This is a genomic window from Vibrio sp. FF266, from assembly GCF_041439695.1.
Classification (GTDB): Bacteria; Pseudomonadota; Gammaproteobacteria; order Enterobacterales; family Vibrionaceae; genus Vibrio; species Vibrio tasmaniensis_A.
In genome coordinates, this window is record NZ_JBGOOO010000015.1 from 56,685 (window position 1) to 69,351 (window position 12,667).

A 12,667-nucleotide genomic window follows, 5' to 3' on the forward strand; every position below is an offset into this window, starting at 1 on the left:
TAACGTATTTCAGCAGTATTACGTAACTAAATCGCCCCTTTCTCCCGTGTTTCAGCGATTAAGCCCCTCTAAAACACATCCAGATATCAAGTTATCGCAAATTTAGTTAAGCCACCCTGCTACCGTTTGCTCTGGCGTGTACGAGTTGAGCTCGGTTAACCAAACGGCTACTGCATCTGGCTTAGCGACTAGTGGCTCGAAATCGATATTGAATTGCCAATCAGACTCACCACGTTGATAGCCGTCGTAAACCACGACAAAATCGTGCTCAAGTTTCTTACCTCTGTTCTCGCCTCCTTTAACGCTGGTGACTTCGTTCATCGCTAACAAAGCAATATGAGCGACATAATCCCCTTTGCCTTCGTAACTCACGCTGAACGTATCGCCTTTATGGTTCACTGTTAATTTGGGATGAGTTTGTTGTTGGAGCGAAGGCAACGTTCTGTCTTGCCAATTAAAGTAACCACGCCACTCTTTTCCATCGACAACAAAGCCCGGTGTATAAACGCCACTTGTTACGCCATAAGCTTTGTATAAACGCTGCTTCTGACTGAATGCCTTGCTGGCGAACTTGTCTCCCCAGCCTAAGTAGTCCCAGTAGTCTACGTGATAAGCAAGCGGTATGACCTCGGTCCAAAGTTTTGGATGCTCTGCAAAAGTACTAAGGTACGTGTCAGCAGGCGGACAACTAGAACAACCTTCAGAGGTAAACAGCTCAATAACCTGAGCAGGCTGGCCTTCGTTACTCCACGTTTGTGCATACGACACAGAAGAATGGGCGCCGATTGGCAAGGCAAGTAAACAGAGTTTAATCAATGATGAATTGCGTGTGGCGTGTGACATACCATGATCCTTGTACAAAGCGAATTGATTGGCGCTCAAATACAGACCGTTATGCCTAAGTATTTCTTTCAGGTGATGAGTTTCTTTCAGGTGCTGGGTTTATTTCAGATGCTTAGTTTATTTCAGATAGACAGCTTGTTTTAGATACACAGTTTCTTTCAGATACAAAAACGCCAGCTTTAGCAGCTGGCGTTTTTTAAATTCTATATTTTTACATGTTAACGCAGAGATTAACGGTTGATACCGATATCGCGTTGCATGTGACCAGATAGGTCGCTTGAGTAGTAACTACGTGGAGAGTTGTCTACAAAAAGAATATCGAAAATGTGTGCAATCAATCCTTTGAAGTTAACCGAGTAGGTCTTCTTATCCATAGAGTTAGGAACAGCGATAGTATTCATTTGCATTGCTTGAGCCATGATTGCCTCTCTATAAATTTGTTTAAGTGGTTCGTTCTGATGACAAGAATAATAGGTGATTTTTTACACGTTAAAAAATGACTAAATTTGGACTTTCAGATTAGTTTTTCTAATAAAACAAACCATTAACAAGGTGTGAAAATACATATTCACAAATGGTGACTATAAATTCACAATGGCGTTAAAAACATGCATTTAGTACAAATACCCTTCAAATTACAGTGGCCAATGTCACAGGAATTTTACATGAATAAATTTTCCACTTCATCGACCACGTACCGATTATAAACTTTTCGATAAGTTATATTTGTTTCTAATTCACTTGTTCAATGTCTGGCTTCTTCGCATAAATCGACGCTATAACCGCAATCGTCATGGTAGAAATCAGCACCGCCAACGACCAATACGTCGGGATGGCCCATTCGCTATCAACCAGTAGCATTTTTACACCAATGAAGACCATGATGAATGCCAGTGCAGGCTTCAAATAAATGAACTTATCCATCATGCCTTGCAGTACAAAGTACAAAGAACGGAGACCAAGTAACGCAAATACGTTTGCAGCAAGTACTAAGAAAGGTTCTTGTGTTACCGCAAAGATCGCAGGAATAGAATCCAATGCAAACATCACATCCATAACTGCAATCGCACCGATCACCAACATCATTGGAGTGAATGCCCATTTAGCACCCTGTTTAACCATTAATGCAGGGCCATGGAAATCTTCGGTTACCGGCATCACTTTACGAAGTAGCTTTTCAGGCAGTGTATTCACACTCTCCTCTTCGCCCTTGTCTAATGCCAGCTTAATACCTGTACCAATCAAGAACGCAGCGAACACGTAAAGTACCCAGTGGTATTCCGCCAATAGCTGTGCGCCTAGTGCGATCATAATTGCACGAAGTACCAATGCACCAATTACGCCCCAAAGAAGCGCACGTGGTCTTAGATGCTCAGGAACTTGGTATTGAGCAAAGATCATCGCGAAAACAAATAGGTTGTCTACACTGAGTGATTTTTCTAGCAAGTAACCCGTAATGAATGACACGGTTGCTTTTTGCGCTGTGTAGTCACTATTTGGTGCATAAATGTCCCAGAATAAGTAAATAGAACCAGCAAACAAAAATGCAAGTACAAACCAAAAAACGCTCCAGATTGCCGCTTTTTTAATTGTGACGTTCCCACCACGAGTCTGATAGATATCAATAGAGACGAGAATCACTGTTAGCAGGAAAAAACCCGCATAAGTCGTCATGGTTGGCGATGAAAAAAAGGATTCACTATTTGTAGATAATAGAGATTGAGTTGAGTTCATTATTCCTCCGGGCGGAAGAACTTAACAAAGACCTTCCGCAAACAAAACATATCAAGTTCCACGACGGATCTTGATTGTGATTGCGTTGGTCTCGTTGAAGTGAAATATGGGATTTCACCTTTACATACCGGATAGGCTCTTAGCCTAACGAGATGACGACATGTAAACTTGCGCTAACTACTCCCCAAACGCGTGGATAATATTCCCCTATTTGTGTTTCGTCTATTAAAATTTGCACTAGAAATACAAAAAAGGAGCAAATGCTCCTTTCTTATTGATGCCACCCTGTCAAATAGACACTCGAATTGATTCTAAGAATAAATCCGCTAACCAAATTCACGATGGCACTGCGTAGTTACACTGCAAAACGATCAAGTAATAATTCTGCGCAAATTACTATCTTGCGTAAATTACAATCCTGCAGTCGGTATCAAATACACTAACGCGGACCAAACCGATACCCAACCAACCACCGCTACTGCATCTAACCAATCTTTCTTATCCATGCTTATCTCCACAAGAAGTGTGACCTGCAGGAATAAAGCATAAACAATGCCAAATTTATAAACAGCTATAACTAATATTATTAAGTGCAAGCATTGACGCTGGCTATCTAAAACACTCCATGCAATTCAGCGGTTCATTGTGTTTAAGAGATTCTGGGTATTCTTGCAAGAACTCAATAAAACAGTCTGCCATAGAATCGGTCGTCACCACGCCATCACCTATCATATCTAAGACGGCGTTATAGCCCTCTTTTCCTTTCATGGTGTAGGCTGACGACGCGCCTCGGTAAATTCGGTCGCGAGACACAGGCTGCCAACCGGATGTTTCAGAGTGTATTTCTAGATGATGAATCCTATGTCCTAAGGGTGCTTCTTTGTGATAACAAAATCTCAAGTTATGAGTATAAGGAAAGCTACCTGAACCCGTGCCCACAACACCATTATCGAGCGCGTTGTTAATTGCCCCTTCGAGCATGCCTGCGATCGTTTCACCTTTTACTTCATACACACCAATGGGTACGGCAAACGGTAGTAGTTTTCCGGCAATATCGGCAACAGAGACATCGCCGCTATTCAGTGAATTTCTAACACCACCTGCGTTGTGAATGGCAAATTCAACCTGATGCCCTTTTTTGTTCATTAGGTAGTGAAATGATTGAGCAACCAAGGGCGCGAGTTGGCTCGGGCCTTTCTCGTCCGGGATGCGTATGTGGCGCAGTTTTGTATCGGCATGAGCAATAACTTGTTGCTGAAGCTTTCGTACTCGCGGCTGGTATTTATCCGTCAGAATGCTCTGCAGCTCAGGATCTTTCTTACACACTGCAATATTGGGGTGGTTGTTCAAAAACTCACACGCCATATCATGAGCGTCGTCTTGCCCTACTTCACTTAGCTTTGCATCTATAAACAGTCGACGGCCTAACAGCAGTTCGTTTTTACCGTTAAAGTGAGTCACTTTGCCTTCAGCATCGAACTCGATTTCGCAGTGTCCTAGGCTCATGGCGTGGAAACCCGCTTGCACAACATAGGTGTCATCGACTTTCACTCCGTAATCATCATCTTTAACTAAGCCAATATCAGAGAAATCACCTTGTAAGCGATGACTATGACCACCAACAATGACGCCAATACCTGTTACGTTGGCTGCTAATTCTAAATCAGCTTCGTAACCAAGATGGCTAAGTAAGACAATCTTGTTGATACCAGCTTTATGAATCTGCTCAATGGTCGCTTTTGCTGTTTCTAAAGCATTTTCAAATGGTGTATCGATATCTGGATTGGCAATGCCTGCCATCTTGTCGATGCTTAAGCCGAATATTGCAACCTTCTCGCTATCAAACTCTTTCGTTATAAAACAAGCACTTCGCGTTTCAGTCAGATAAGGCTTAACAATTTCGTTGTCCGCTAAGGTATGAGTTTTATTGATATCCTCATTCGATAGATTCCAGTTACCGGCCAACAGTGGGAATTTGATTCTTTTAGCGAAAATCGCAACGGGCTCATTACCCATGTCTAGCTCGTGATTGCCGAGCGTCATGGCATCTATATTAAGGGCGTTCAACAAATCGGCGTTGGCTTTTCCCTTGAATAAAGAAAAGTACAAAGTGCCCTGGAAGCAGTCACCAGCATGCAGGAACAGGGTTCCAACCTTCTGACGCTGGGCATCTTGTTCTATTTGTTTGAAGCGTGTTGAAATTCGAGCAAAGCCACCAGTACTGACATAAGGTTCAATGATGTGGTTGTTCATTTTAAGTGATAGCTGTAACGAGGTTGGTTCAAAGTATGAGTGGGTGTCGTTGATGTGTGCCAACACTATTTTTGTCGGCTTATTCTTTTTAGTCATATTTTCTTCTCTCTTTGTCCCTTCATACTAGGTCGAGAATCATGACAGAATCGTGAATTTTATGAAACTGCACTGCAAAAAAATACTCGAGATAGATCGAAAATCTCATTTTGCACCGTATAAATAAACAACGGGTTTTGTGACAGGTGAGCATACCAGATTTGTGTTTTTCGATTATGATTAAAGATATCTGTTAGCTTTCAAACAATTAGCAGAGCCTTCCGTTAGGAGTAAGCCTATGCAACTAGAAAGAATCGAGATTTCTGGCTTTCGAGGTATTAAGCGCATGTCTCTTGCGTTTGATGAGCTAACCACGCTTATTGGTGAAAATACTTGGGGTAAGTCTTCATTATTGGATGCCCTTTCCGTCGTTCTCCCTTCAGACGGAGTTCCATATCACTTCGAAATGACCGATTTCCATGTCGATTACTCAGTTTCACATCCGCAGTCTCAACACCTTCAAATTGTTCTCGCGTTAAAAGCCAACGATAAAAGTGAGCTAAATGCAGGACGTTATCGCAAACTCAAGCCGGTGTGGGTTCAAGACGAGTTTGGTGTTTTTCGTATCTATTATCGAATCAGTGCCACGTTAGAACAGTATGAAACGACAACACACTATGCATTTTTGGGGTTGGACGGAAACCCTCTCAAGCTTCATCACTCAGAAAAGCTCGCTCAAGAATTAATGACGTTACACCCTGTAATTCGTTTAAGAGATGCAAGACACTTCGATCGCCCTTTCAACGGCAACTCACTTAACCACAATGCTCATCTACCGGGTAATGTTCACACTAACACCGTTCATGCTAGTAACGGGCACGCTAATAATGTGAGTGGAAATGGTAACGGCCAGAGTCAAACAACCAATGGTAATGGCAGCAATGGAAACGGAAATGGGCGTCAGGCAAGGATAGAAAAACGCATCGACAACACCTGCCGTCGCCTTATGGCGATACCCGGACATGTTAATAAAGGTGAAATGCGCAGTAGTCTTGAGTCGATGCAAAGCTTAATAGAACACTACTTCTCATTTAAGAGTGTCTCACGTAAAAATCCGAGAAAACCGCGTGATGGGTTACTTTACTCAGCTGGTGCGAACGACAAGAGCATTCATCAATTGGTCGAAGAGACCAAAAACAAACAAACTCGCTTATTATTCATGGGGTTACTTAATGCCTATTTGCAAGCAAAAGGGCCAAATGACTTAAGAAGATGTGCTCGCCCTCTTTTGATCCTTGAAGATCCAGAAGGTCGATTGCACCCAACGCACTTGGCAAGGGCTTGGAGCTTGATGCAAAAGCTGCCCATGCAAAAAATCCTGACCACCAACAGTGGCGATCTACTTGCTGCTGTGCCGCTTCAATCGATTCGTCGTTTGGTACGTCAGTCAGATAAAACCATAGCCAACCAGCTCAATGTGAACCACTTCAGCAAAGATGAACTTCGTCGAATTGGTTTTCATATTCGTTTTCACCGGTCCGGCGCTCTGTACGCTCGCTGCTGGTTGTTGGTAGAAGGTGAAACCGAAGTCTGGTTGTTTAACGAGTTAGCCAACCAATGTGGGTATAACCTTGCTGCGGAAGGCGTTCAAATTATTGAGTTCGCGCAGTCTGGTCTTAAAGCGCTCATTAAAGTAGCGCAAGAGTTTGGCATCGATTGGCACGTGGTGACTGACGGAGACGCTGCTGGTAAGAAGTATGCGGCGACTGTGCTATCTAAACTCGGTAATGATCAAGAACGACATCGCCTCACAGAACTGCCTGATAGAGACATAGAGCACTACTTGTACATGAATGGGTTTGAGAACTTTTTCAGAGACATGGTTAAGATTCCTTATGATCACCCTATTCCAGCGAAAAAAGTTGTGGCGAAAGTTCTAAAGAAACACGCAAAACCAGACCTGGCTTTAGCGATCGTGTCTCATTGTGAGAATCAAGGACAAGACTGTATTCCATTGTTGTTGAGATGGACTTTGAAACGCGTGATCACCATGGCAAACGGAAATACCTAGCTTCTTGCTTATCTGATAAGTGCTATTAGTTCTTCTGTTGATAATTTCTTGAATTGATTAAGAAACCAAAAAAGGCACACCAAGTGGTGTGCCTGTATAAATCGATATACAAATTAATTGGGGGTTATCTTGCAAGAGTTCACAGTGACTAAACTAAGGTTAGGTTAACGAATTAAGGCTAGGTTAACGAATTAAGCCTTCGCTTGCTTAGCGTGTGGTTCAACCGCTTCCGAAGATTGAGTCGATTTTTCGTGAAGCCAAAGCCCCGTTGCTTTCATCAAGTATCCAAAGACACCACCAAGCAGTAAAGATGGCACGACAAGTTGCCAATCGCCGCCTGCTGCAAACGTCGCGCAGCAACCAATAAAGGTCCCTGGGATATAACCTAGCCACGCTTGTTTGGCTTGAATACACATAAAGAAAGCGACAATAGCGGTAATCATATAGCCTAAAATCTCTAACCCTGCGAAGGTCGAGCTTTCGATAATCACCATTGCCCAGAATACGCCAGTCATGTTGGTCAATAAGCTACCTGCTAGTCCTTTAACGCCGCCTGTTGGCGAAGCAAAATAACTGGTGCAACCTAAGAAACCGGCCCATGACAGCAAGCCGAAAGAGATAGCTATCCATCCCCATAGACCTGACAAAATACCTGTTGTTAATGAAATCGCGACTAATGTACTCATACTATTTCTAAAGCCTAATTACGAAATTCATCGCACCGGATTTAGCCTCACTTAAAATCAAGTAAGCATATTATGGGAAGAACGCCTTCTTTTAGCCGATCATGATCACATTAATAATGTACGTTAATGTGCATTTATCACCAGATAGAGACCGGAATCGCTTATTCAACACATTAGGTTATAAGGGGCTGTTAACCTTTCGAGCTTTATTTTGCAGCTCTTGTGGGAAATTTATACAAGGCAGAGGCTTTGATGTGTAGTTAGCCTACATGAAAAGGCGATAACGCAGTAGAAATGAACCACAAGGACTGCCCGAAGGGTTCGGTTAAAATCGCTTTATGCTTTGTTGAAGAATATTTGCTTAAAATGACTAGGCTACATACTCTTCGCCGCGCCTAAAACGATTTTACCTCGAACAAAACTTAACCACGAAAGGTCAACAGCCCCTAGCCTTTATCAAATTACCGTTATAGAACTGACGGTTTGCCTTTCATCATGCGCTTGCCTTCTCGCTTAATACATTCAGCAAGTGGGTTTTCTGCCATATCCGCACGCCAAATAAACGAAAGCGTACGTTCCATTTCAAGCTCAGGAACATTCAAAGTAACGAGCTGGCCAGATTCAACAAACTGCTCGACATCGAGATAAGGTAAACACGTTAAATATGGGCCGTTTGCTACCAAACTTCTTAAAACAGGAACGTGTTCATATTCTCGCCAAACATCAAGATCACCAATTAAATGATGAATAGAGCTATCAAAAACTTTGCGAGTACCTGAACCATGTTCACGCAATACCCACTTCGCTTGTTCTAGTTGCGCCAAACTGACACGTTCACGCTTTGCAAATGGGTGATGAGCCGATGCAACCACCGTTAAATGGTCGGTACACCACACTTCTTGATGAACTCGGTTATCGTCACAGCGACCTTCGATAACGCCAAGGTCATATTGGTAATCTAATACGCCATCTATAACCGCATCGGTACTTTGTACACCAAGCGAGATTCGCATCTCAGGAAAGTCGTTATCAATAATACTGATGAGGTCTGGAACCAGGTGTTCTGCCGGGGTTTGGCTCGCACCGAGTTTGAGCTCTCCACTCAATAAATGCTGCTCGTAAAAGCCCATTTCAATTTGCTGTGCATCTTGCAGTAAACGCTTCGCTTTTGGCCTAAGCCACATGCCCCAATGAGTGAGCGCCATTTGCTTGCCCTGCCTTTCAAACAAAGGCCTGCCGAGCATTTTTTCCAACTGTGCAAGAGACATACTTGTCGCCGACTGAGTCAATGCAAGCCTATCAGCTGCCTGACTTACGCTTCCCGAATCTGCTACCGCGTCAAAGACGGCGAGTTGCTTTAATGAATAACGCAAAATCTATCCTTAATTCTTTTAATAACTTATGTCCTGCTGCTCGTTTTTTGTTAAGCCGATGAGCAATCAATTTCATTCTACGCCTAACCAAATCTATATCAATATTTTTGATGTGGTTTCTAAAAATTATCAATTTTACCTCTACCCCCCAACACCCTAATCTGGAATGGCAGGACACAACGAGCCCTGCAAAACATTACTGATTAACCATTACGGATTAACCAAGTCATTAACACTAGGAATTACACATGACGGATTGTTCAAGGGGGGGATATGGCAACCAGCACTTCTGAAAATCAGCAACTGTTCTCGCCAACAGAAATGATGGCGGAAGCCGAGAAATTTGCATTAAGCAAAGCAAATAAAACCAGCAGCATGACATTGAGTTTGGCAATCATGGCTGGCGCATTCATCGGGCTTGCTTTTTTATTCTACATCACGGTGACCACAGGTAGCGCTGATGCAGGATGGGGATTAAGTCGCTTAGCCGGTGGGCTTGCATTCAGCATGGGGTTAATCCTGATTGTGATTTGTGGTGGCGAGCTGTTTACCAGTTCGGTGTTATCAAGCATTTCATGGGCTAATAAGCAGATAACCTTCACCAAGATGCTGTCTATCTGGGGCAAGGTATATGTAGGCAACTTTATCGGTGCCATGTTCCTACTGGCTTTGGTAAGTGCAGCAGGCTTATATCAACTGGATGGCGGGCAATGGGGCTTAAACGCTCTAAACATTGCTCAACACAAGCTACACCACAGCCCTGTTCAAGCTTTCGCTTTGGGTGTGCTTTGTAACTTACTAGTGTGTTTAGCAATTTGGTTAACGTTCAGCTCAGCTAACGCCATGACTAAAGCAATGATGACCGTATTACCCGTTGCAATGTTTGTTAGCTCAGGCTTTGAACACTGTGTGGCGAATATGTTCATGGTTCCATTAGGCATCACAATTCAAGCATTCGCACCAGAGAGTTTTTGGATGCAAATTGGCGCAACATCAGCCCAGTATGCAGACCTGAACATCATGAAATTTGTCACTGCAAACTTAATACCAGTGACATTCGGCAACATTGTAGGTGGTGCGGTATTGGTCGGCTTAGCCAATTGGAGTATCTACCGTCGCCCGCAGCTTAAAGCGGCAAAAATTACAGCAATAACTCAAACAACAGAAATTACGTCAGTTAAGGAAACCACTATGAGCACTACAACTACTATCAAGCAAATCATGAACACTCAACCAATTACACTGAGCGTAGAAATGCCTACTTCAGTGGCGATTGATTCACTTTTAGATGCTCAACTTGTTAGCGCTCCTGTTTGCGATGTTGAAGGCCGCCTAGTAGGTATCCTCTCTGTTCACGACGTAATGGTTGACCTTTGGTGCCAAGACTACATTCCGACTAAAGGTCAGAAAGTGGTAGACCTAATGAGCCGTGACGTAGTGGCTATTGATGCAAACGACAAACTGGTCGATGTTGCTGAGTTCCTATGTATCGATAAAGAGCAACTGTACCCGACAACAAGCATGGGCTATGCCACTCGCCTGACCTCTCTTTCTTTAGAAGAGCGTGCAAAAGCGATGAAAGTAAGCCAACCACATATGCTTCCAGTGCTAGAAAATGGCGTAATGGTCGGTGTGATGACTCGTACTGAAGTTATGCAAGCACTACGTCCAATCTATGGCGACCGCCTAAACGTGGTTCCAAAGGCTGAACTAGAAACGGCTTAACTAGCGACTGTTTACAAAGCAAGCGTTTCATTAGAAACAAAGTAACGAATCGTAGGCTGAACTATTAGGGATTAGTCGTTCAGCTAGATAACTCAGTCATTGCAACGTTGACTGGCAGAGGTAAATGGTGGCTTAAGACGCAGTAAAAGGTTTGACACAAAACAGACCTAAACGCGTGGCCATTTACCTCAATAAAAAAGGCGCAAAGTGAAAACTTTGCGCCTTTCTCTATATTCTAGCTGCTTTGCTACTTTCCATATTACTATATAACTGGCTAACAGCCGCCCTATCTCGTATCGACTAGGTTTTTGATCTTTCTAAATATGTTGATAGCGATTATTGATAGCTAGATTACTTCTTTACACCTTCAACATGCAGATCCATGTCTACATAGCTTGAAGCGCCCATTACTGGGATATTGAAGTCAGCAAGCTCTAGACGAGTTGTACCAACGAAACCAGCACGCTCACCACCCCATGGGTCTTGACCAGCACCGATGAATTCAGCTTCGATAACGATAGGCTTAGTTACACCGTGAAGTTTAAGGTCACCCATAACTTCAAGTTTGCCGTCGCCTTTATCAACCACTTTTGTGCTGTTGAATGTCGCATCAGAAAACTTACCAGCATTGATGAAATCACCGCTACGGATGTGCTTATCACGCTCTGCGTGGTTTGAGTCAAGGCTAGTTGTATCAACCGTTACGTTGATTTTAGACGCTTCAACGTTGCTCTCATCAAATGAGAAGTCACCTGAGAATGTGTTAAAACGACCTTGGATAAAGCTGTAACCTAGGTGGCTAACTTTGAAGTTAACTGAAGCATGCGCACCTTTTGTATCAATCACGTAATCAGCGGCGTTCGCAGCGAAAGGCATTGCCATAGCAAATGCTAATCCTGTAGCGATAATTGACTTTTTCATTTTGAAGCTCCTATCATTTTTCGTAGCGTATCGTCTTTGTCGATAACGTGGTGTTTTATCGCTGCTAAGGCGTGCACTGATGCCATAATGATCAGTACCCATGCAGCATAGTAGTGAACCGTTCCTGCGAGATCAGATTGGTTTGCAAATAGTTCACCCATACTTGGTACAGTGAACCAATTGAATACCTCGATCCCACGGCCATCTGATGTCGAAATCAAATAACCTGAAATAAATAAAACCGCTAAGTTAATGTACATAAATCCATGAGCGCTCTTCGCCGCTACAACTTCATAGCTTTTACCTTCCACATTAGGTGACGCGGTAACCAGCTTCCAAAGCAAGCGGATAATGGTAACGGCAGCCAAAAGAATGCCTACCGAACGGTGGTAGTCTGGTGCTGTTTTGTACCACTCACTGTAGTAAGAAAGATCAACCATCCATAGGCCTACATCAAATAGGCCAAATATTGCGAGTGCTGAGATCCAATGCATTGCTCTTGCTAAAGGATTGTAATTTTTGACGTTGTTGTTCATGCATCTCTTCCGAATGTTACGTGTCGTGTAGTTTTGAAAAGCGTACCCTACACCAAGTTTGCGTAACATATTATTTACCAAGTTTTACATTAGTTACATCATTTCAAATTAAACGAGTTATTCAAAAATTTTGAACAAGTTGCTTTATGGACAAATTTCTTTGTCGAACAATCGCTTGCTGAGTTATATCTCAACGATTTGTTCAATTTCATAGAGCTCATCTGATATGTCTAACATCTTACGTTCCATCACTTTTTGAGCGTCTTCTATCCCCTTGTTGTAATACACGGCTCCAAACTTTTTACTGATGAAGTCGACTAAGAATTCAGTGTCGAACTGACCAAGCTCTACATCGAGCTCATCTTGTAGATACTTTTGAAGTGTATGAGTGAGTTCGGATTTTTGCTTTGAATCTAATTGAATGGTCATGGGTGTTTCCAAATAAAGAGTATGTAGAACAATTGTGATTAGCCGACTAAGCTATAATTT

The 12,667-nt window shown here is 42.9% G+C and carries 11 protein-coding genes; 2 read left to right on the forward strand and 9 right to left on the reverse strand.

Annotated elements, in window-relative coordinates; genetic code table 11:
• Positions 1 to 102: 102 nt before the first annotated feature.
• The 4 genes from ACED59_RS13100 to ACED59_RS13115 all read right to left on the reverse strand — a co-directional run bounded on the left by ACED59_RS13100 (position 103) and on the right by ACED59_RS13115 (position 4,926).
• A complete protein-coding gene (locus ACED59_RS13100) occupies positions 103 to 843 on the reverse strand; it encodes a DUF1223 domain-containing protein (protein WP_029223946.1) in 741 nt (246 codons plus the stop codon).
• Between the two features lie 230 nt (positions 844 to 1,073).
• A complete protein-coding gene (locus ACED59_RS13105; RefSeq protein ID WP_009845310.1) occupies positions 1,074 to 1,262 on the reverse strand; it encodes a hypothetical protein in 189 nt (62 codons plus the stop codon).
• A gap of 313 nt (positions 1,263 to 1,575) precedes the next feature.
• Positions 1,576 to 2,577, reverse strand: coding sequence for a TerC/Alx family metal homeostasis membrane protein (locus tag ACED59_RS13110; protein WP_029223947.1), 1,002 nt, complete (start codon positions 2,575 to 2,577; stop codon positions 1,576 to 1,578).
• Positions 2,578 to 3,186: 609 nt separating this feature from the next.
• Positions 3,187 to 4,926 carry a bifunctional UDP-sugar hydrolase/5'-nucleotidase gene (locus tag ACED59_RS13115; protein ID WP_371704995.1) on the reverse strand — a complete coding sequence of 580 codons (1,740 nt, stop codon included), beginning with the start codon at positions 4,924 to 4,926 and terminating at the stop codon, positions 3,187 to 3,189.
• 238 nt (positions 4,927 to 5,164) lie between these two features.
• Here ACED59_RS13115 and ACED59_RS13120 point away from each other — a divergent pair, with 238 nt between their 5' ends.
• Positions 5,165 to 6,937: an ATP-dependent endonuclease gene (locus ACED59_RS13120; RefSeq protein WP_009845306.1), complete on the forward strand. Its 1,773-nt coding sequence runs from the start codon at positions 5,165 to 5,167 to the stop codon at positions 6,935 to 6,937.
• 191 nt (positions 6,938 to 7,128) lie between these two features.
• Here ACED59_RS13120 and ACED59_RS13125 read toward each other — a convergent pair whose 3' ends face one another.
• Positions 7,129 to 7,623, reverse strand: coding sequence for a DUF1097 domain-containing protein (locus ACED59_RS13125; protein WP_009845305.1), 495 nt, complete (start codon positions 7,621 to 7,623; stop codon positions 7,129 to 7,131).
• Between the two features lie 467 nt (positions 7,624 to 8,090).
• The gene (locus tag ACED59_RS13130; protein WP_009845304.1) at positions 8,091 to 8,996 is read right to left on the reverse strand and encodes a LysR substrate-binding domain-containing protein; all 906 of its coding nucleotides are present in this window, start codon (positions 8,994 to 8,996) and stop codon (positions 8,091 to 8,093) included.
• A gap of 273 nt (positions 8,997 to 9,269) precedes the next feature.
• On the opposite strand from ACED59_RS13130, the gene focA reads away from it, so the two are divergent.
• Positions 9,270 to 10,721, forward strand: coding sequence for a formate transporter FocA (gene focA, locus ACED59_RS13135; protein ID WP_017097943.1), 1,452 nt, complete (start codon positions 9,270 to 9,272; stop codon positions 10,719 to 10,721).
• Positions 10,722 to 11,072: 351 nt separating this feature from the next.
• Here the strand turns inward: focA and ACED59_RS13140 are convergent, their stop codons facing one another.
• The 3 genes from ACED59_RS13140 to ACED59_RS13150 form a co-directional block, all read right to left on the reverse strand.
• Positions 11,073 to 11,642, reverse strand: a complete 570-nt coding sequence (locus ACED59_RS13140) for a YceI family protein (RefSeq protein WP_029222775.1) — start codon at positions 11,640 to 11,642, stop codon at positions 11,073 to 11,075.
• Complete coding sequence (locus tag ACED59_RS13145; RefSeq protein ID WP_371704996.1) at positions 11,639 to 12,178, reverse strand: cytochrome b; 540 nt, start codon at positions 12,176 to 12,178, stop codon at positions 11,639 to 11,641. The genes ACED59_RS13140 and ACED59_RS13145 overlap by 4 nt, the downstream gene beginning before the upstream one ends.
• Before the next feature lie 183 nt (positions 12,179 to 12,361).
• Entirely contained in the window at positions 12,362 to 12,607 is a 246-nt protein-coding gene (locus ACED59_RS13150; protein WP_017059821.1) for a DUF2164 domain-containing protein, read from the reverse strand.
• Positions 12,608 to 12,667 lie beyond the last annotated feature (60 nt).

Excerpts from the sequence above, each read along its gene's own strand:
- ACED59_RS13100 (WP_029223946.1), bottom strand. The coding sequence starts at position 843 with ATGTCACACGCCACACGCAATTCATCATTGATTAAACTCTGTTTACTT.
- ACED59_RS13105 (WP_009845310.1), bottom strand. The coding sequence starts at position 1,262 with ATGGCTCAAGCAATGCAAATGAATACTATCGCTGTTCCTAACTCTATG.
- ACED59_RS13110 (WP_029223947.1), bottom strand. The coding sequence starts at position 2,577 with ATGAACTCAACTCAATCTCTATTATCTACAAATAGTGAATCCTTTTTT.
- ACED59_RS13115 (WP_371704995.1), bottom strand. The coding sequence starts at position 4,926 with ATGACTAAAAAGAATAAGCCGACAAAAATAGTGTTGGCACACATCAAC.
- ACED59_RS13120 (WP_009845306.1), top strand. The coding sequence starts at position 5,165 with ATGCAACTAGAAAGAATCGAGATTTCTGGCTTTCGAGGTATTAAGCGC.
- ACED59_RS13125 (WP_009845305.1), bottom strand. The coding sequence starts at position 7,623 with ATGAGTACATTAGTCGCGATTTCATTAACAACAGGTATTTTGTCAGGT.
- focA (WP_017097943.1), top strand. The coding sequence starts at position 9,270 with ATGGCAACCAGCACTTCTGAAAATCAGCAACTGTTCTCGCCAACAGAA.
- ACED59_RS13140 (WP_029222775.1), bottom strand. The coding sequence starts at position 11,642 with ATGAAAAAGTCAATTATCGCTACAGGATTAGCATTTGCTATGGCAATG.
- ACED59_RS13145 (WP_371704996.1), bottom strand. The coding sequence starts at position 12,178 with ATGAACAACAACGTCAAAAATTACAATCCTTTAGCAAGAGCAATGCAT.
- ACED59_RS13150 (WP_017059821.1), bottom strand. The coding sequence starts at position 12,607 with ATGACCATTCAATTAGATTCAAAGCAAAAATCCGAACTCACTCATACA.